The organism is Micropruina sp. (assembly GCF_047606365.1).
In the GTDB taxonomy this organism is placed as follows: Bacteria; Actinomycetota; Actinomycetes; order Propionibacteriales; family Propionibacteriaceae; genus Micropruina.
Genome location: NZ_JASGEN010000007.1, coordinates 85,105 through 103,706 on the forward strand (window position 1 = coordinate 85,105; position 18,602 = coordinate 103,706).

Consider the following 18,602-nt stretch of genomic DNA (forward strand, 5'->3'; position numbering starts at 1 on the left):
GTCGGTCTGTCAGCGGCCGGCGAGGACGGCAACGACCTCCCGCGCCGCACCGGCGGCCGACTGCGGATTCTGGCCGGTCACCAGGCGCCCGTCCACCACCACGTTCTCGGTGAAGTTCGGGGCGGCCACGTGCGTCGCACCCCGGGCGCTCATTTCTTCGGCCAGCAGGAACGGCACCACCTCGGTCAGGCCGACAGCCTCCTCTTCGGCGTTGCTGAAGCCCGTCACCCGCCGTCCGTCGACCAGATGCGTGCCGTCGGCGAGGGTCAGGTTCAGCAGGGCCGCGGGACCGTGGCAGACCGCGGCGACGACACCGCCGCTCTGATAGACCTCGCGCCCGACTCTGGCGACGTCCGGAGAGGTGGGAAAATCCCACATCGTCCCGTGACCGCCGACGTAGAACACCGCGTCGTAGCCGGCGGCGTCCACGTCGGCGAGGGCGGGCGTGTGGGCGAGTAGGCGGGCGACCTGCGGATCGTTGAGGAACTCGTCCTGGACCGGGTCGCCGATCCGGCGGCCGTCCTGCGGGGGGACGCCGCCCTGTACCGAGGCGAAGTCGACCGTGTAGCCGGCAGCGGTGAACACCTGCCACGGCTCGGCGGCCTCGTCGATGTAGAAGCCGGTCTTGCGGATGCCGCCGAGGTCGTCGTGGCTGGTGAGCACCAGCAACACCCGGGCGGTGGAGGAAACAGTCATCGGAAGGCCTTTCGCAGGGGAGTTGCGTCCGGATGGGGACGCCTCCCCAGGCTAGGAATCGTGCCCACCCGGGCAGTAACCGGGCCGCCGATGGCGGGCATCGGCGCTCCGATGACGGGCGCGGCTCGCGGCTACGATCAGCGCACCGAGCGGGCCGCCGCGACAACGGACGCACGCACCGCGAGCACCGCCGAGTCGGGTAGCGCGGCCGGCTTCCGGGTGGCGACGTAGATCGTGTTCAGGGGCGCGAGTTCCGGCTCGTGCAGCTGCACCAGCGCGCCACAGGCCAGCTGTTCGCGCACCAGATAGTCCGGCAGCACCGTCATGCCCGCGCCGTCCAATGCCAGCCGCAGCAGGGTGCGCAGATCTGGGGCGATCACCCGCACGTCCAGCTGTTCGGGGCGACGTCCGAAGACGCTGCGCCAGTAGCGGCGGATGATCGGCAACTCCGGCCCGTAGCTGAGCACCGGGATGGCGTCGAGGTCGCCCGTGCCTGCCCATGCCGGGCCGGCGACCAGCAGGAACTCCTCGTCGTACACCGGTTCGGCGGCCAAATCGGAACCCCGGACGGGCAGTGCGCTGACCAGCACATCGACGGCGCCGGCGCGCAGGTCGTCGACGAGTTCCTCCGCCTGGCCGAATCGTGCCGCCACCCGCACTCCGTCCGGTAGCGGAGTTCGCAGCAACGCGGGGAGGATCACCTCGGAGAGGAACTCGGCCGGCCCGCCCAGGAACACGGTGCGGGACGCTTCGGCTCCGGACGGTGCTGTCGCGGCCGCCAGCGCGTCGATCGGGCCGGCGATCCTGGCCAGCAGTTCGGCCCCCCGCTCGGTCGGACGCACTCCGGCCGGGCTGCGCTCCAGCAGCCGATGGCCGAGGTGCCGCTCCAGCCGGGCGATCTGCTCCGACACCGAGGACTGCGCCGATCCGAGTTCATCGGCAGCCGCCGAGAAGGACCCGGCCCGGCACACCGCGACGAACACCCGCAGTGCGTCCCACGAGGTCAGCTGCGTCATTCCCGACCCCCGCCGATGGGCTGCAGGCTATCTGCGCGGACCACGACGCAACCCCAGACGGCCGGACGCCCGAGTGCGTCGGTAGGGCCGGCCCAGTCGGTGAGGGCGAACCCGCCGATCCGGGTCGCGGGGGCTGGTGCGATGTCGGGTCCGAGCACGTCGATCCGGCCCGGCTCGTCGGCGACACCGACTTTCACCAGGGCTTCCTTGCGCACCCAGAGCCGGGTGAATTCCAGGAGCGGGTCGGCGGCGGTGTCCAGCCAGGCCTGCTCGCGCGGGGTGACCGCGGTGCGCGGGATCGAGCCGGCGATCCGCTCCACGTCGATGCCGCATTCGGACGTCGCGGCGACGGCGGCAACGTGGCCGCGGGTATGGCTCAGGCTGACCCATACCTCTGGTTGGCCAACGATCGAGGGCCGTCCGTGATCGGTGGAGCCGCAGCGCGGGCAGTGCTGCTGCAGCCGCACCCGCTCGGGCACGACGCCGAGCAGTTCTCCGGCGCAGGCCCGGACCAGCAGGTGGGCCGCACGGTAGGCGTCCCGGTCGGCGGCGAATCGCAGCCGGTCGTGCCGCGCCTGCTCAGCCCCGGTGAGTTCGGCGTCCACCGACACCTCGCCGACCGGCGCGAACCGGGCGATGGTCACGCCGCCTCGATCGCCTCGGTGAGCAGCGCCGCGACCCGGCTACTGACCGGACGGCGGACGAGTTCGGCGTGGCTGGCGGGCAGTTCGACGATGCGCACGTTCCCGACGGTATGCGCTCGCCAGCCCTCGGCGTCCAGATGCGTCTCGGGACGCGGCGCGCCGGCCACGACGACAGTGAGGTCACCGTCCAGTGCGGCGGGCGGCGGCGTCCGGACCAGTCGGGCGGCTTCGATCACGCTGACGATGCAGCCGTCCACCAGCACCGACGGCAGCGCGGCCAGGGCACTGCCCGAGTCGCGCAGCAACCCGGCCACCCGCTCCCGGGTGAGCGGTATGTCGTCGTCCGGGGCGTCCAGGCCGGCCAGCCGCAGGATGCCGATCAACGCCTCGGCTTCGGTCGGTTCGGCCAGGTGGTGCCACTGTTCGGCCGGGTAGGCGTCCAGCAGGGTGACGGCGCCGACGCTCTGACCTTCGGTGCGGGCCAGTGCCGCGACGGCGTGGGCGGCCATGCCGCCCAGCGACCAGCCGGCGACGTGGAACGGCCCGTCGCCCACCACGGTGCGGATCGCGGCCAGCTGCCGTCGGGCCAGTGCAGTGAGATCGGCGACCGGCTCAGGAGAACCGGTGCCGGTGCCGGGTGCCTGAATGGTGTGCACCCCGAGGTCGGACGGCAGGTCGGCGAGCAGGCTGGTGTAACACCAGCCCAGGCCGCCGGCCGGCGGCAGCAGGAACAGGGGCGGGCGATCGGTCCCGGGCCGCAGGGTGAGCACTTCGGCGAAGTCGTCGATAAGTTCCCGGCCGGCACCGCTCAGAGTTCCGCTGATCAGCTCGGCGAGCCCGGCCGCGGTCGGATGCCCGAACGCCTCGGCCAGGCCGATGTCGACGCCCAGGTCGTCGGCGAGCCGTCCGAGCAGCCGCAGCACCGACAGCGAATCGCCGCCGAGGGCGAAGAAGTCGGCGTCCACCGAGACCGCAGGCAGCCCGAGCACCTCGGCCATCACCGCCGCCACCCGCTGCTGCAGCAGGTCACGCGGCACCTCGCCGTCGACTCCGGACGCCGCGGGCGCCGGCTGCCGGGCAGCGATTTCGGCCAGCGCACGCCGGTCGGTCTTGCCGCTGGGGGTCAATGGGATCGCGTCGACGTCGATCCAGCGGGTGGGCATGAACGAAGGTGGGAGTGCGTCGGCGGCGGCCGCACGGAGAACCTCGCGCACCTCGTCCGCGGTGTCGGGCGAGGCGACGAACCAAACGGCGAGGGAGCCGTCGACGACCCCGACTGCCACCTCGGTCGCTCGGCCGGCGGAGAGGTCTCGACAAGCTCGACCAGCGGAAAGCGCCGCTTCGATCTCGCCGAGTTCGATCCGTTGGCCGCGGATCTTCACCTGGTCGTCGGTGCGGCCCAGGTAGCGCAGCGCGCCGTCCGGACGCCACGCGGCCAGGTCGCCGGTGCGATACAGCCGTCCCCACTGCGTGTCGACGAAGCGTTCCGCGGTGAGGTCCGGACGGCCCAGGTAGCACTGCGCCAGCTGCACGCCGCCCAGCCACAGCTCGCCGGTGACGCCGACCCCGGCCGGCTGCAGTGCGGCGTCCAGAACGAAGCAGGTGGTGTTCCAGATCGGACGGCCGATCGGCACGCTGTGCCCGTCGGCCGCGTCTGCGGCGGTGCAGTCCCAGACGGTGACGTCGACGGCGGCCTCGGTCGGACCGTAGAGGTTGGTAGGCCCCACGCCGAACCATTTCAGGCTGCCGGCGACCAGGTCAGGGGTGAGCGCCTCACCGCTGGCGACCAGGTGCCGGACGCGGGCTTCAGCGACCCGTTCCCGAGCCGGCCGGTCGCCGAGGAAGGCGCGCAGCATGGACGGCACGAAGTGCAGCACGGCCACCTGTTCGGTGACGATCAGCTCGGCCAGCGCCCGCGGGTCGCGGTGCGCGCCGGGCGGTGCGATCACCACGCAGCCACCGACCTGCAGCGGCCAGTACAGCTCCCAGATCGACACGTCGAACGAGATCGGGGTCTTGTGCAGCACCCGCTCACCAGGCGCCAACCGGAGGTGGTGCTGCATCCAGGCCAGCCGGTTATCAATGGCTCGGTGCCCGATCAGCACACCTTTCGGACGACCGGTCGAGCCCGAGGTGAACAGCAGATACGCCGCGGCGTCCACGTCACCGGGCGGCTCCCCCGGGTACGGCTCACCGGCGGCCAGCGCGTCCGGATCGTCGACCACTGCGACGACGCCGGCATCGTCGAGCATCGCTTCGACCCGGGCCGGCGGCAGGTCGGGATCGATCGGGCAATAGACCGCGCCGAGCAGTGCGATCGCGTGAATTGTCTCGTAAAGGCCGAAGCCGCGCGGCAGCCGGACGCCGACCACGTCACCGGCCCGGACGCCCGCCCGGACCAACCCGCCGGCGATCCGCCGAGCCCGGTCCAGCAGCTCGGCGTAGCTGCGGCTCTCGCCCGCGAAGACCAGCGCGGTGGCGTCGGGCGTACGGGCCGCCTGGGCGACGAACCGCTGCCCCAGCGTGGCATTGTCCCGCTCATGACTTGTCGCGTTGAACCCCTCAGTGACAAGGGAGTATTCCTCCGGCGGCAGCAGCGGCAGCCGGGCCACGTCGGCGTCCGGCTCGGCGCTCGCCCATACCCCCAGCCAGTGCCGCAGCCGGGCCAGGTGCCGATCCAGTGCGTCGGCGTCGTACAGCTCGGGGTGGGCGTCCAGCTCGAGCCGCACCCGCCGGCCGCGGCCGGGAACGCCGCGCAGGGTGAAGGTGAGGTCCTCCACCGGTCCGGCGGTCAGGTTGCGGACGGTGCCCGGCACCCCGCCGAGCGTCAGTTCCAGGTCGAACGGCAGCACGTTGACCTGCATGCCGAACAGTTCGGGTCCGCCGCGGCGGGCCAGCCGCCGGGTCAGCCACTCCTGGCGTTCGAACGGATGCTGCCGTAGCTGGGTCTGCTCGTCACGTGTCGCGGCCAGCGCGTCCGCCACGGTTCCCTGAGCAGGAACGGCGGCCGGCAGCACGTTCATCGCCGTGCACACCGTCCGGGCGGCGATCAGCTGCCCAAATCCGGGCAACGACCGGTTCATCAGCGGCAGCCCGATTCGTCCGGACGCCGTGCCGAGCAGCCGTCCGACATAGCTGCCGGTGGCGGCGGTGACCAGGTCGGCCCAGGTGACACCCAGCCGGCGGGCGCCCCGCACCAGCGCCGTCTGTGCCTCGGCCTCCAGATCGATGGCGCGACGGATGGCCCGCGGCCGCGGGGTCGCAACCCCGCCGGCCAGCGAGGCCGGATCGGTCATGGTGGCCAACCGGGCGTCCCAGAACTCCTCCGACTCAGCCGCCCGATGGTCTTCGGCGACCAGATCGGCGAGCGCGATCGCCTCGGCAGGCTCAGCGCCGTCGTAGAGCGCAGCGATCCGGCGCAGCAACTGCTGCGCGCCATAACCGTCCAGCACCACGTGATGGGCGGCGTGCCACCACCAGGTCGTGCCGTCGGCCAGCCGAACCAGGCCGGTCCGGGTCACCTCACCGGCCAGCAGGTCGAGCGGACGGCCCAACTCGGCGTCGATCAGGGCGGTGGCGGCGTCCCGGTCGGCGGCCTCCTGGACCAGCAATTCGACCGGAGCGGTCGGACGCACCCGCTGCCGGGGGCCGTCGGGGGTGGTGGCGAACTCGACCCGCAACTGCTCGAACTCGGCGTAGCCGGCGGCAATCGCCTGGGCCAGCGCGGCGGCGTCCACGGCACCGCTCAGCTCCACCACCTCGGCGGTGGTGTAGGCCGGGTTGCCGGGGTCGAGCTGGTGGGCGAAGAACAAGCCCAGTTGGGCTGGCGTGAGGGCAAGCCAGTCCTCGCCGGCGCCGGTCCTGGGGTCTCGACAGGCTCGACGAGCGGTGGAATCGCTAGGCGGCAACGGAACCAGCCTGCCGACGTAGCCAGTTCAGGGTGGGGCTGCGGGTGAACTCACCGAAGTCCAAGTCGAGCCCGTCGTCGGCCAGCGCATCCAGGAAGTCGAACGCGCGCAGCGAATCCAGACCGAGCTCGAACAGGTCGGAATCCGGATCGGCGAAGAACGCGGTCAGCGCGTCCGGCGCCAGCAAACCCGACAGGGCGCTCTGGATCCGCTCATCCCAGCCCCCCGCCTCGGACGACTCGTCGTCGGACCGCAGCGCGCCGAGCACGTCGTCGGCCAGGATCACCACGCCGCAGCAGGACGCGATCAGTTCCAACGCGCGGCGGTGCTGCTCGGCCCCCAGGTCGGCCACCGCGTCGGCGACGACGAAGGGGTGGATCTCGCGCTGGAAGGCGTCCAGGGCAGTGGCGGTGACGCCGATGTGGGCGTAGACGCCGGTGATGATCAGCTGGTCACGCCCGGCGGCGGCCAGCCGGTCAGCCAGGTCGGTGCGGGCGAACGCGCTGTAACGGTGCTTCTCCACGATCGCGTCGGTTTCGGACGGCGCCACCTCGGCCACGATCGCGGTGTGCACCGGATCGGTGCTCATCCCGGGACCCCACAGGTCGCCCTGCAGGCCGCGGTCGGCCGGGTCCTGGTCGCCCTGCTGCGCGGTGTAGAACACCGGCACTCCTGCGGCGCGGGCAGCCTGCACGATCTGCTCGGTGGCGGCCAGCGCACCGGCCAGGGCCGGGCAGCCGTCGGTGAACGGGGTGACGAAATAGCGTTGCAGATCGTGCACCAGGACGGCGGCGCGGCCGGCGTCCAGCTCCCAGGTGGCGCGGCTCACCGGCAGGTCGTGCAGCGGGGCCTCGTAGTCGATGCCGACGGGCAGGGTCATCGGTGCTCCTTCGATGGTGCGGCCGGTTGCGGCACGGCCTGGGGGGCGAGGGTGGTGGCGAGCAGCCGGCGCAGTTCCCGGCGGCTGTTCTTGCCGACGTGGGTGGCGGGCAGCTCGTCGAGGAAGACGATGTCGTCGGGCACCTTGTAGGTGGCCAGCCCGGCCGCCCTCAGATGGCCGACCAGGTCGGGTCGCTCGGCGTCCGGCTCGGTGCGGGCAACCAGCACGACCCGCTCGCCCAGATAGGCGTCCGGGACGCCGACCGCGACCGCGTCCAGCACCGCGGGATGGGTAAGCGCGAAGCCCTCCAGCTCTTCGGTGGAGACCTTCTCGCCGCCACGGTTGATCTGGTCCTTGTCGCGTCCGGTGACGATCAGGTGGCCGCTGGGCAACCGGCGGACCAGATCGCCCGTGCGGTAGTAGCCGTCAGCGGTGAACGAGTCGGAGTCGGCCTGCGGCGAGGCGTAGTAGCCGCGGATCGTGTACGGGCCGCGGGTCAGCAGGCTGCCCTCGGCACCCTCGGGCACGTCGCGGTCCTCGGGGTCGACGATGCGTACCTCGTCGTCGGGGCTGATCGGCCTGCCCTGGGTGGTGAACACCAACTCGTCCGGGTCGTCGGCGCGGGTGTAGTTGACCAGGCCCTCGGCCATGCCGAAGACCTGCTGCAGCCGGGCACCCAGCACCTCTCGGACGGCCGGCGCCACCGAATCGGCGAGCCGAGCGCCTCCCACCTGCACGGTGCGCAGCGTGGCGAGATCCGGACGCCGGCGTTGCGCCGCCGAGATCCAGGCCTGGGCCAGCGGCGGCACAAGGGCGACATCGGTCACCCCGTGCTCGGCGATCAGCCGGAACGCCGTCCGCGGGCTGGGGTCACGGGCCAGCACCACCGCGCCACCGGTGTGCAGCACGCCGAGGATGCCCGGCGAGCTCATCGGGAAGTTGTGCGCGGCCGGCAACACGATCAACGCCCGGGTCGAAGCGTCCAGCCCGCAGATCTCCGCACTGGCCCGCACCGAGTACAGGTAGTCGGCGGCCGTCCGCGGGATCAGCTTCGCCACCCCGGTGGTACCCCCGGACAGCTGCAGAAAGGCAGTCTCCTCGGCACCCGGGCCCTTCTCGTCACCCGGGCCCCTCTCGTCATCCCGGCGAACGCCGGGATCTCCCTCCGCAGTATCCGCAGCCTCGGACGCCCACGTCCCCACGTCGATCAACGTCGGCGGCTCAACCCCACGGTCGGCGACCTGCGCCGACACCGTGTCGAACAGCGCACGATGATCGACCCGGTCGGCCCCAACGGCCACCACCAGCGCGGCCGCGTCGGCCAGCACACAGAACTGGGTGAGCTCCAGCTCACGATGGGTGGGCAGCGCGAACACCGGAAGCGCACCGAGCCGGAACAGGCCGAGCACCACCTCGACGTATTCGGTGATGTTCGGCAGCGCGACCACCACCCGGTCACCGGGCTCCACACCGGCCCCGCGCAGCCGAACAGCAGCCGCGCGGGCCCGCTCGCCGAGTTCGGCGTAGCTCCAGCGCTGCGGGGTGCCGGCGGCGTCCTGTCCGGCGACAGCCAGGTTGTCGGCGAATCGGCTGGTGCGGTCTTCGATGAAGGCGGCGAACGTTTCATCGGTCCAATAGCCGGCCGCACGGTAGCGCGCACGGACGTCCTCGGGCCAGCTCCGAACCGGGGCCACCGGTGATCGGCTCACAATCCCACCGCCTTCAGCATCGTGGTCAACTTGGCGCCGGTCTCGCGGACTTCGGCGTCAGGGTCGGAGCCGGCGACGATGCCCGCCCCGGCGTACAGCCGCAGCCGGTCGCCGTCCAGGACGCCGGCGCGGATGGCGATGGCGAACTCACCGTCGCCGCTGCCGTCCACCCAGCCGACCACCCCGGTGAGCGGCCCGCGGTCCTCTTCGAGTTCGTCGATCGCCCGTAGCGCGGCCTTGGTCGGCGCCCCGCCGATGGCCGGCGTCGGGTGCAGCAGTTGGGCCAGGTGCAGGGCGCTGGGCGCGGCCGTTCCCGCCGCGAGCGTGCCGCCGATCCTGGTGCCGAGGTGATGCAGGGTGTCGGTGGAGACGATCCGCGGCTCGTCGGCCACCACCCCGTCACAGACCCCGGTGAGGGACTCGACGATGGCTTCGACGACGAACGCGTGCTCGTGCCGGTCCTTGGCCGAGCCGAGCAGGGTACGGACGCGGTGCGCGTCCTCACCGACGTCGGACGCCCGCGGCACCGATCCGGCCAGCGGCAGGCTGCGGACGACGCGTCCGCGGCGGCTGACCAGCAACTCGGGACTGGCACCGAGCAGCACCGGGCCGTCCGACTCGTTCGTCAGCGGCACCCGGAAGACGTAGCGGCCGGGGCGGTCGGTGAGCAGCCGGGCAACGATCGCGTCGGCGTCCAGCGGCGGGTCGCTGCGCACCTCGAGGTTGCGTCCGAGCACCACTTTCTCCAGGCGTCCGGCCTCGATCCAGCCCAGGGCGGTCCGCACGCGATCGGCGTAACCGGCGCCGCTCGGCTGCTCGGTGACCTGATGCCGCGCGGCCGACAATCGCGGCGCCACCAGGGCGGACGCCGGCGCGGCGGTGAGTGCCACCCGGTGCGCGATGCCGGGCGCGTCCGGACGGAAGGGCAGCACCACTAGCGCCCGCTCGCCCGGCGACAGGGACGCCACCACCCGATCGGCCCAATCCGGACCACTGCCCTGCGATGTCGACAGCACCGTGCCGGCGTTCATGGTGTCCCCGGCGAACAACGGGGAAGGCAGCTGCACCGCGGGCGGCTGCCCGCATTCGATGAGTTCGGTCACAGCGAGGCGCCGCCATCCACGAAGACCTGTTGCAGGGTGACCTGCCGGGCGGCGTCCGAGAGCAGGAAGCAGACCACGCCGGCGACATCATCGGGGGCCCCGATCCGGCCCAGCGGAATGCCGACGCGGAACGCCTCCGGGTCGCCGCCGATGGTGCGGGCCGGACCGGTCTCGGGATCGGCCCACAGTTCCCGCAGCATCGGGGTGTCGGTCGAACCGGGTTCGACCACGTTGCAGCGAATGCCGCGGGCCGCCAGTTCCAGGCCGGCGCAGCGGGCCAGCGCCGAGGCGGCCGCCTTGGACGCCGCATAGGCCAGCATGTTCAGCCGCGGCACCCGGGCGGCGTTCGAGCTGACCACCACGATCGCGGCGCCGTCGCGCAGCCGGGGCGCACCCTCCTGCAACAGGTGGAAGACGCCGGTGGCGTTGACCGCGAGATGCCGCTGCCAGGCAGCTTCGGAAGTGTCGATGAGACCCGCCGGTTCGAGCAGGCCGGCGGTGCTGACCAGGCCGTCCAGCGGTCCCTCGGCAGCGGCGGCGCTCAGGGCGTCGGCGACCGCGGCCCGATCGGCGATGTCGCCGGCCAGGATCAGCGGAGCCGGTCCGCCAGCGGCCACGACCCCATCGGCGGCGACCGCCAGACCGTCCGCATCACGGTCCAACAGGCTCAGAGCGACTCCCTGCCCGGCCAGCTGCCACGCCACCGCGCGACCGATACCGCCGGCCGCACCGGTCACGACGATGCGCCGTTGCGAGGGGGTGCTCATGCGCTGATAGTAAGGCAAGCCTTACCTACATTCTTACCCGGACTACTACGCGGACGGCGCCGTCCGAGCCCGGTTACTCGGCGGAGGTGGGCTCCGTGGGGCTCGCAGCGGTCTCCGGGCCGTCCGGACGCGGTTGGTCCTCCTGCGCCGCGGTGATGAGGTCGGCGCACATCTCGTAGCCGAGTCGTCCGCTGTTGAGACACAGGTCGTAGCGCCGGGGATCACCGAATCGGGTGTTGGTGAAGAACTGCTGGTACCGGCTGCGGATCTTGTCCATCTTCGCGATGTACTTCTCGGCGTCCTTGGCCGGCACGCCGTCCACCTCGACCGCGCGGGCGATCTTGGCGGCCGTGTCGGTGCTGTAGACGAAGGTGCTCAGGCAGGGTTGCTTGGCGCTGCGCAGCACCGAATCGGCGCAGCGACCGATGAACACCGCCGGCGCGACCCGCGCCGCCTCAGTGATCACCTCGGCGATCGCGCCGTACATGCGATAGGGCAACGAGTAGGTTTCGGCGTCGAAGCCGGCGATGACGGACATGTCGAAGTAGGTGCCGGTCACCACGCGTTCGTCGAAGGTGGCCAGCAGATCGGCGGCCAGGCCACGCTTGCTCGCGGCCTCCTGCAACACCCGGGTGTCGTACAGCTCCATGCCGGTGCGTTCGCTGATCAGCCGCCCGATCTCGCGGCCACCACTGCCGAACTCACGATTGATCACGATCGAGCGGTGCATCGCTGTTCCTCTCAGCCGGTTCGATTCGGACGAAACCCTTTCTTGCACGCTACGCCCGTAGGGCAGGCTACGCCCGGCCTTTGCATGAGGTCAGGGTCGATAACTAAAGCTGCTTCCGCAAGATGCGTCACATCAGGCACGCACACCGCATGCATGAGTGGGCGTCCGGGTTCCCATCCAAGTGTTCCGAACGAACCAGCTCGGAGGCACGGGCCTACTACGCTCCCGCCATGACTGATGCACTGTGGAGCGGCGTACTCGGGGTCATAGTTGGCGCGGTGATCACGGTGGCAGCGTCCTACTTCCAGCAGCGCTGGTTGAATAGGCAGCGCGACAAGGAGCGGCGCGAACAACTGCGCTACGAGTTAGCTCGCGACCTGATGCGCTGTCGCTTGGAATGGGAGAAACTTCTCGCTCCCCTCAACGAGATCCCGTTGGTGTTTGGTGATGATTCTGAAGCTCTCCGGCTTTACCGGGCAGTCCTCCATGGACAGGTAGGCGACCAGAAGAACAACGATCTGGCCGACCTGATCCAGCACATCGGGCGTTCTGCCGGCCTAAGCGCCAGTGTCACGTCATCATCTGACGTGCGAGTGGGATTCGTACCTAGGGGCGAGAGTCCGTCCTAGCACCCACATCCAGGGCTCTGCATAGGAGGCCGTGACTCGGCCCTACTCGGTGCTCTACCTCCGGCGCGCCGTGGTCGCGTTGCCTGGTTGCACTTGGACACTTGAGGGCGTGCTATCAGACTCGCTGAGCCTCCTTGGTGCGGTGGTGACTGCGCTCGGTCTGATGGTCGTCAGTCCGTACGAAGTTGGCGCCCTACTACCGCGCATCGGCAAGCGGCTCGCAAAGAGTTGGAACCTACTGCTGCGTCACCCGCAACCGACTCCACGATCGTCCTCACCGACTCCACCGGCCGACAGCCTCACTGGGTACGTCTCGGTAACCCTCCTTGCGGAGCCGGAACCAAACACCACTGAGGAACGCGTCGCGACACTGGAGCGACAAGCAGCACAGCTGCGTAAAGAATTGAACGCTCTGCAGGACGGACAAGAGAAGGCAAAGGCGGTCCTCACCGACCGGCTCGACGCCCTGGGTGCGGAGCTTGTCACCGTTCAGTCCACACTCCGCGATCAGGAGGTCGAGGAACACACGCTGAACGGCAAGGGTCTCCCTCTGGCGGCTATTGGGCTCATCCCTTCCGCCCTGCCCGCGGCTTGGCTGAACGGTCCGGCAGGAGGGCTCGTTCTCCTGCCGCTGGTTATCGGAGTGTACGCAGGAGGGGTTTGGTTGCACCGGGCGCGACGCGACATTGTGGAGGGCTGGCAACGGGGCGGCGAGCCCGGTCGACAGGCCTAAGAAGCACCCACTTCAGCCGCCATGTACGTCTCAGGAGCCGGGCATATGCCCCACCCGAACTGGTGATGTGCGGCAGCGGCGAAAATTGGCACGCCGCACAGCGCAAGGGTGCGCCGGGGCCGTTCAGCACGCTGAGGCCGCACAACGAGACGCAGACGCGAAGGGCTGACACTCTGACTCATGTGACGTATCGAGGGTTGCTGCTGGACTTCTACGGGACGGTCGTTGAAGAGGATGGTCCAACCATCCGCAACATCGTCCGACAGATCGTGCGTGATCATCCAGAGCACTCAGCACCATGGCTCGCGCGGGAATGGGGTAGGGAATTCTCTGGACTGCTCGTGGCTTCGCACGGGCGCTCCTTCCGCACCCAGCGTGAACTGGGAATCGCGTCACTGACCACAGTGCTCAGAAACATCGGGTCCGCCCTTGATCCCGTGGAACTATCCGCAGACCAGTTCGCCTATTGGCAGTCGCCCTCCGTGCGCCCAGGAGCCGCCGCATTTCTGTCCGCGTGCCCCGTTCCTGTGTGCGTCATCTCCAACATCGACCGGGTGGACCTTGACGCGGCGATCAGCCACACCAAGTTGCCCTTACCTCTGACCATTGCCAGTGAAGAAGCCCGCTCGTACAAGCCGCGAGCAGAACTGTTTGAGGCGGGACTACGAGCGCTCGGTCTCGATCGTGCTGAGGTCCTCCACGTCGGCGACTCGTTGAGTTCGGACATTGCCGGAGCAAACGCGCTCGGAATCCACGTAGCTTGGGTCAACGAACAACAACGAACAGCTCCCGCGGGCGCGAGGATACTCCGACAGTGCAGTGACCTACGTGATCTACTCTCGCTCTTCGAGGACTGACCCGATAGATCGCTCGTTGTGACCGGTCGGTTCCCGCCGATGGCGCTTTGGAGGACGGCAGTCGCTCGCTAAGGAGTCACTCAGTCGGTGTGGGAGTGGCATGCAGCCGAGGCATTGACCTGCTTGCAGATCTGGGTGGGCCTAACTGGACTTGAACCAGTGACCTCCGCCTTATCAGGGCGGCGCTCTAACCGTCTGAGCTATAGGCCCGCGTGGGCGGGAACACCGAGTGACAACACTACCGACTCTGGTGCCGCCCGCTCAAATCGTGTCCACCCGTGGGTCGGCCCGGACCGCTTCACGTGTAACGGTCCGGGCCGACATCGCAGTCACGGACGTTCGGCGCTGACCTTCCAGCCCGACTCGGTCTTCTGCCCGTAGACCGCCACCAGGCTCTCGTAGCCGCGGAAGCTGCGTCCGTTGGTGCCCTTCATCGTGCAGGTGAAGCTGACACTGAGCGAACCGCGAACCGTCATGTCGGTCGAGTCCAGAGTCGGCTTCATCCGGTCGATCGAGTTCACCCGGGACGGCGTGCAGGCGATCGTGCTGGCCTTGATCTTGGTGCCGGACGGCTGCCGGAAGTTGATGCTGCACCGCGCGTTCTTCAGCGAACCCGGCTTCTTGCACGAGTTGACCAGGTCCTTGGTGGCGGAGCGGAACGACTTCAGTGCGCTGTCCGAGAGCTGCACCCGGATGCTGTACACGTTGGTGGAGGCGATGAGTCCTTCGACGACCACCTTGGTCTTGCTGAACGTGTAGGTGTCACCCGTGCTGGCCAGCGTGTAACCACCGGGGAACACCTCGATGGCGTCCACATCGCCGACCGCAATGCCGTTCACGGTCAGTCCGGTATCAGCCGGGCTGAACGGGCTCATCGACAACCGGGCTGCGATCCGGCTCATGAACCAACGTCCGTCGCTGCTGATCAGGGTGAACTTCTCGGTCTTGGGGCGATCGTTGATGGTGTAGTCGGCCTGAATCTGGGCGCTGTACTTGGACGACTCCAGTTCGGTCAGCTTCAGGTCGGTGATCGGGTTCGCCTGCACGGCGGCGGTCATCACTTCCTTGGTCAGGAAGGTGCGATCCGGCAGATCACCGCGAACCAGGCCGAAGATCGTGTCGGGATCGGACGCGGCCAGCGCGTCGAAGTACTTCTGGACGGTCTCCGTCGCCGAACCGGTCCCGACGCCGGTGCCCTGGCTGGCCTGCGGCGACGCGGAACTGCTCGGCGTTCCGGTGGTGCCCTGGTTGTTCTTGCCCAGCTGCATCAGGCCGAACACCAAAGCGATGATGACGAGCACCGCACCGCCGATGATCAGCGGCATCTTGTTGCCGCCCTTGGCCGGCTGCCCGGGCGGCGGCGGCGGAGGAGTTCCCCAGCCCGGACCGGGGGCTCCGGGGCCACCGGGCGCTCCCGGGGCCTGGTAGCCCGGCTGAGAGCCCACCGGCTGGCCGAAACCGGCCGCGGGCTGCTGACCGAAACCGCCCTGCGGCGGCTGCTGGCCGGGCTGGCCGTAGCCCGGCTGCTGATAGCTCGGCTGGCCGTAGGCGGGTTGACCGTAGCCGGGCTGCCCACCGGGCGGTGCGTAGGGGCTACCTGCCGACGGAAACTGCGGACTGTGCTCGGGCTGTCCGGGATCGTTGGGACGGTTGGGATCAGTCATGCCAGGTGCCTCCGTTAAGGATTGGGGGACCCGGACATGCTAACGGCAGATGAGGGTCAGTCCTCGGCAAGAGTGAGTTCGAGACCACCGAGAATGTTCGCCGACAGGTTGTACAGGAACGCCGTCAGAGTGCCGATCGCAGTCAACAGCACCACATTGATCACCGCGATCAATGCCGCGACGCCGAGCACCTTGTTGGTGTTGACGAAGTCCTCGATCCGGACCTGGGTCTGGTCGTTCGGGTTGGAGAGCACGCTCTGCAGAATCGTGTTCACCGCGTCGAACAAACCGGACGCCCCGATCACCGACCACACCACATAAGTGGCGAACCAGAACATGATCCCGAAGGCGATGGAGAACAGGAACGACGTCTTCATCACCGACCACGGATCGATCCGGGACAGCCGGAGTCGCGCCTTGCGGGTGCGTCGCGACACCGAACGCGGTCCGGCACTCACCACCGACGGACGCGCGGGCTGAGCGGGCGCCTGCTCGCCGATCGCCGGCTGCACCCGGGTGGAGTCGGAGTCACCGGCGTCGCGGTGTTCGCCCGCCGTCCCCGGGTTCCAGACATTCCCGGCCACAGACGTGCTGGACTTGCCCTGCTGGTCGCTCATAGTCCTCCTCGACCCTCGTCAGTCGACGGGATTCTGCGGGTCGCCACCGTCTGAATCAACGGCGTCCGGCCCAACGGTATCCGACGCTGGCACGGTATCCGACACCGCCCCTTGGGTCGATTCTTCCCCATCGGCGCCGTTTTCCACCTCAGCGCCGCTCTCCGGGTACAAGGCGATCACCGACACCGAGTCGTCGCCCTGCACATGGACGAACTTCACACCCATCGTGTCGCGTCCCTTCGGCGGCACCTCGCTCACCGAGGAGCGGATGATCTGCCCCGACGTCTTGATCGCCATGATCTCGTCGTTCTCCTGGACGACCAGCCCGCCGACCAGCGAACCGCGGTCGTCGTTCAGCTTCATCGCCTTGATGCCCAGACCACCTCGGCCCTGCTGCCGGTACTCCGAGACCGCCGTCCGCTTCGCGAAACCACCGTCGGTGACGGTGAACACGAAGCGGTCGTCCTCGGGCATGTCGGCATCGATCACCGCCATCGACAGCAACGTGTCGTCGCCACGGAACTTCATCCCGGTCACCCCGGACGTCGCCCGTCCCATCGGCCGCAGCTGCTCGTCACTGGCCGCGAACCGGATCGCCTGGCCCTTGCGCGAGATCAGCAGCACGTCGTCGGCCCACGAGCACAGCTCGGCGCCGATCAGCTCGTCATCTTCGTCGCGGAAGTTGATCGCGATCACGCCCGCCTGCCGCGGCGAGTCGTAGGCGTTCAGCGAAGTCTTCTTCACCAGGCCGCGGCGGGTGGCCAGCAGCAGGTACGGCGCGTCGGTGTAGCTGCGCAACGTCAGCACCTGGGCGATCCGCTCCTCGGGCAGGAACGACAGCAGCCCGGCCACATGCCCGCCCTTGGCGTCGCGGCCGGCCTCCGGCAGCTGCCACACCTTCGCCCGGTAGACCCGGCCGAGGTTGGTGAAGAACAGGATCCAGTGGTGGTTGGTGGTTGCGAACAGATGCTCCACCTCGTCGTCGGCCCGCAGGCTCGCACCGCGAACCCCCTTGCCACCGCGCTTCTGCGCCCGGTACTGGTCGGTCCGGGTGCGCTTGGCGTAACCACCGTGGGTGATGGTGACCACCATGTCCTCGTCGGGGATCAGGTCCTCGTTGGACAGGTCACCGTCGGCGGAGATGATCCGGGTGCGGCGGTCGGTGCCGTACTTCTCGACGATCTCGGCGAGCTCCTCGCCGATGATCCTGCGCTGCCGCTCGGGCCGGTCCAGGATGTCCTGCAGGTCGGCGATCAGCCGCTCCAGCTCAGCCAGCCGGTCGATGATCTTCTGCCGCTCCAGGGCCGCCAGCCGGCGCAGCTGCATCTCCAGGATCGCGTTGGCCTGCGCCTCGTCGATCTCGAGCAGTTCCATCAGCCCGGTGCGCGCGGTTTCGGCGTCCGAGCTGGCCCGGATCAGCGCGATCACCTCGTCGAGCGCGTCCAGCGCCTTCACCAGGCCGCGGTAGATGTGCGCCATCTTCTCGGCCTCGGCCAGCCGGAACGCCGTCCGGCGCTGAATGACCTGCAACTGGTGCTTGATCCAGTGCGACAGGAACTGGTCGAGCCGCAGCGTCCGGGGGACATCGTCGACCAGCGCCAGCATGTTGCAGCCGAAGGTGTCCTGCAGCTGGGTGTGCTTGTACAGGTTGTTCATCACCACCCGCGGCTGGGCGTCACGCTTCAGCACGATCACCAGCCGCTGACCGGTGCGCGCCGAGGAATCGTCGCGAATGTCGGCGATGCCGCTCAGCTTGCCGGCGTTGACCAGTTCAGCGATCTTGGTGGCCAGGTTGTCCGGGTTGCACATGTAGGGCAGCTCGGTGACCACCAGCAGGGTGCGGCCGGACTTGTCCTCTTCGATGTCGATGACCGCCCGCATCACCACCGAGCCACGTCCGGTGCGGTAGGCGTCCTCGATGCCCTTGCGGCCGACGATCAGTGCGCCGAGCGGGAAGTCGGGGCCCTTGATCCGTTCGATCGCCGCCTCGAGCAGTTCTTCCTTGGTGGCGTCGGGATGCTCCAGCGACCACTGGACGGCGTCGGCCACCTCACGCAGGTTGTGCGGCGGGATGTTGGTGGCCATGCCGACCGCGATGCCCGAGGAGCCGTTGACCAGCAGGTTCGGGAAGCGGGCCGGCAGCACCACCGGTTCGGTGTCGCGGTTGTCGTAGTTAGGCTTGAAGTCGACGGTGTCCTCGGTGATGTCGCGGACCATCTCCATGGCCAGCGGCGCCATCTTGCACTCGGTGTACCGCATCGCGGCCGCCGGGTCGTTGCCGGGTGAGCCGAAGTTGCCCTGACCGGCCACCAGCGGAGCCCGCATCACCCAGGGCTGCGCCAGCCGGACCAGGGTGTCGTAGATCGCCGAGTCGCCGTGCGGGTGGTACAGACCCATCACCTCGCCGACCACCCGGGAGCACTTGTTCCAGCCCCGGTCGGGCCGGTAGCCGCCGTCGTACATCGCGTACAGCACCCGGCGGTGCACCGGCTTGAGGCCGTCGCGGACGTCGGGCAGCGCGCGTCCGACGATGACGCTCATCGCGTAGTCGAGGTAGGAGCGCTGGATCTCGACGTTCAGGTCGATCTCGTCGGTGCGGGCCTGGGTCGGCTCGGTGCCGGCGTCGTCGTTGCCCTCGACCGGCTCGTC

14 protein-coding genes and 1 tRNA gene are annotated in these 18,602 nt (G+C 69.3%); 2 read left to right on the plus strand and 13 right to left on the minus strand.

The features are described from left to right. Positions 1–9: 9 nt before the first annotated feature. The 9 genes from QM624_RS01415 to QM624_RS01455 all read right to left on the minus strand — a co-directional run bounded on the left by QM624_RS01415 (position 10) and on the right by QM624_RS01455 (position 11,453). The gene (locus QM624_RS01415; RefSeq protein ID WP_415088301.1) at positions 10–696 is read right to left on the minus strand and encodes a type 1 glutamine amidotransferase domain-containing protein; all 687 of its coding nucleotides are present in this window, start codon (positions 694–696) and stop codon (positions 10–12) included. 137 nt (positions 697–833) lie between these two features. Further along, positions 834–1,712: a LysR family transcriptional regulator gene (locus tag QM624_RS01420; RefSeq protein ID WP_415088302.1), complete on the minus strand. Its 879-nt coding sequence runs from the start codon at positions 1,710–1,712 to the stop codon at positions 834–836. Next, complete coding sequence (locus QM624_RS01425; protein ID WP_415088303.1) at positions 1,709–2,356, minus strand: 4'-phosphopantetheinyl transferase family protein; 648 nt, start codon at positions 2,354–2,356, stop codon at positions 1,709–1,711. Before QM624_RS01425 ends, QM624_RS01420 begins: the two co-directional genes overlap by 4 nt. Continuing rightward, a complete protein-coding gene (locus QM624_RS01430) occupies positions 2,353–6,264 on the minus strand; it encodes an amino acid adenylation domain-containing protein (protein WP_415088304.1) in 3,912 nt (1,303 codons plus the stop codon). Before QM624_RS01430 ends, QM624_RS01425 begins: the two co-directional genes overlap by 4 nt. Continuing rightward, the gene (locus QM624_RS01435; RefSeq protein WP_415088305.1) at positions 6,254–7,144 is read right to left on the minus strand and encodes an isochorismatase family protein; all 891 of its coding nucleotides are present in this window, start codon (positions 7,142–7,144) and stop codon (positions 6,254–6,256) included. Before QM624_RS01435 ends, QM624_RS01430 begins: the two co-directional genes overlap by 11 nt. Next, entirely contained in the window at positions 7,141–8,853 is a 1,713-nt protein-coding gene (locus tag QM624_RS01440) for a (2,3-dihydroxybenzoyl)adenylate synthase (RefSeq protein ID WP_415088306.1), read from the minus strand. Before QM624_RS01440 ends, QM624_RS01435 begins: the two co-directional genes overlap by 4 nt. Then, complete coding sequence (locus QM624_RS01445; RefSeq protein ID WP_415088307.1) at positions 8,850–9,956, minus strand: isochorismate synthase; 1,107 nt, start codon at positions 9,954–9,956, stop codon at positions 8,850–8,852. Before QM624_RS01445 ends, QM624_RS01440 begins: the two co-directional genes overlap by 4 nt. Further along, complete coding sequence (locus QM624_RS01450; RefSeq protein ID WP_415088308.1) at positions 9,953–10,723, minus strand: SDR family oxidoreductase; 771 nt, start codon at positions 10,721–10,723, stop codon at positions 9,953–9,955. Before QM624_RS01450 ends, QM624_RS01445 begins: the two co-directional genes overlap by 4 nt. 73 nt (positions 10,724–10,796) lie before the next feature. Continuing rightward, positions 10,797–11,453 carry an AAA family ATPase gene (locus QM624_RS01455; RefSeq protein WP_415088310.1) on the minus strand — a complete coding sequence of 219 codons (657 nt, stop codon included), beginning with the start codon at positions 11,451–11,453 and terminating at the stop codon, positions 10,797–10,799. Between the two features lie 230 nt (positions 11,454–11,683). Between QM624_RS01455 and QM624_RS01460 the strand changes: the two genes are divergently transcribed. Beyond that, the gene (locus QM624_RS01460; RefSeq protein ID WP_415088311.1) at positions 11,684–12,082 is read left to right on the plus strand and encodes a hypothetical protein; all 399 of its coding nucleotides are present in this window, start codon (positions 11,684–11,686) and stop codon (positions 12,080–12,082) included. Positions 12,083–13,012: 930 nt separating this feature from the next. Continuing rightward, positions 13,013–13,672: an HAD family hydrolase gene (locus tag QM624_RS01465; RefSeq protein WP_415088313.1), complete on the plus strand. Its 660-nt coding sequence runs from the start codon at positions 13,013–13,015 to the stop codon at positions 13,670–13,672. Positions 13,673–13,808: 136 nt separating this feature from the next. On the opposite strand, the gene QM624_RS01470 is transcribed toward QM624_RS01465, so the two are convergent. The 4 genes from QM624_RS01470 to gyrA all read right to left on the minus strand — a co-directional run bounded on the left by QM624_RS01470 (position 13,809) and on the right by gyrA (position 18,539). Further along, positions 13,809–13,882: transfer RNA gene (locus QM624_RS01470), tRNA-Ile, on the minus strand. A gap of 119 nt (positions 13,883–14,001) precedes the next feature. Next, entirely contained in the window at positions 14,002–15,336 is a 1,335-nt protein-coding gene (locus QM624_RS01475) for a hypothetical protein (RefSeq protein ID WP_415088314.1), read from the minus strand. A gap of 56 nt (positions 15,337–15,392) precedes the next feature. Then, a complete protein-coding gene (locus tag QM624_RS01480; RefSeq protein WP_415088315.1) occupies positions 15,393–15,953 on the minus strand; it encodes a DUF3566 domain-containing protein in 561 nt (186 codons plus the stop codon). A gap of 18 nt (positions 15,954–15,971) precedes the next feature. Beyond that, a complete protein-coding gene (gene gyrA, locus QM624_RS01485) occupies positions 15,972–18,539 on the minus strand; it encodes a DNA gyrase subunit A (RefSeq protein ID WP_415088319.1) in 2,568 nt (855 codons plus the stop codon). Positions 18,540–18,602 lie beyond the last annotated feature (63 nt).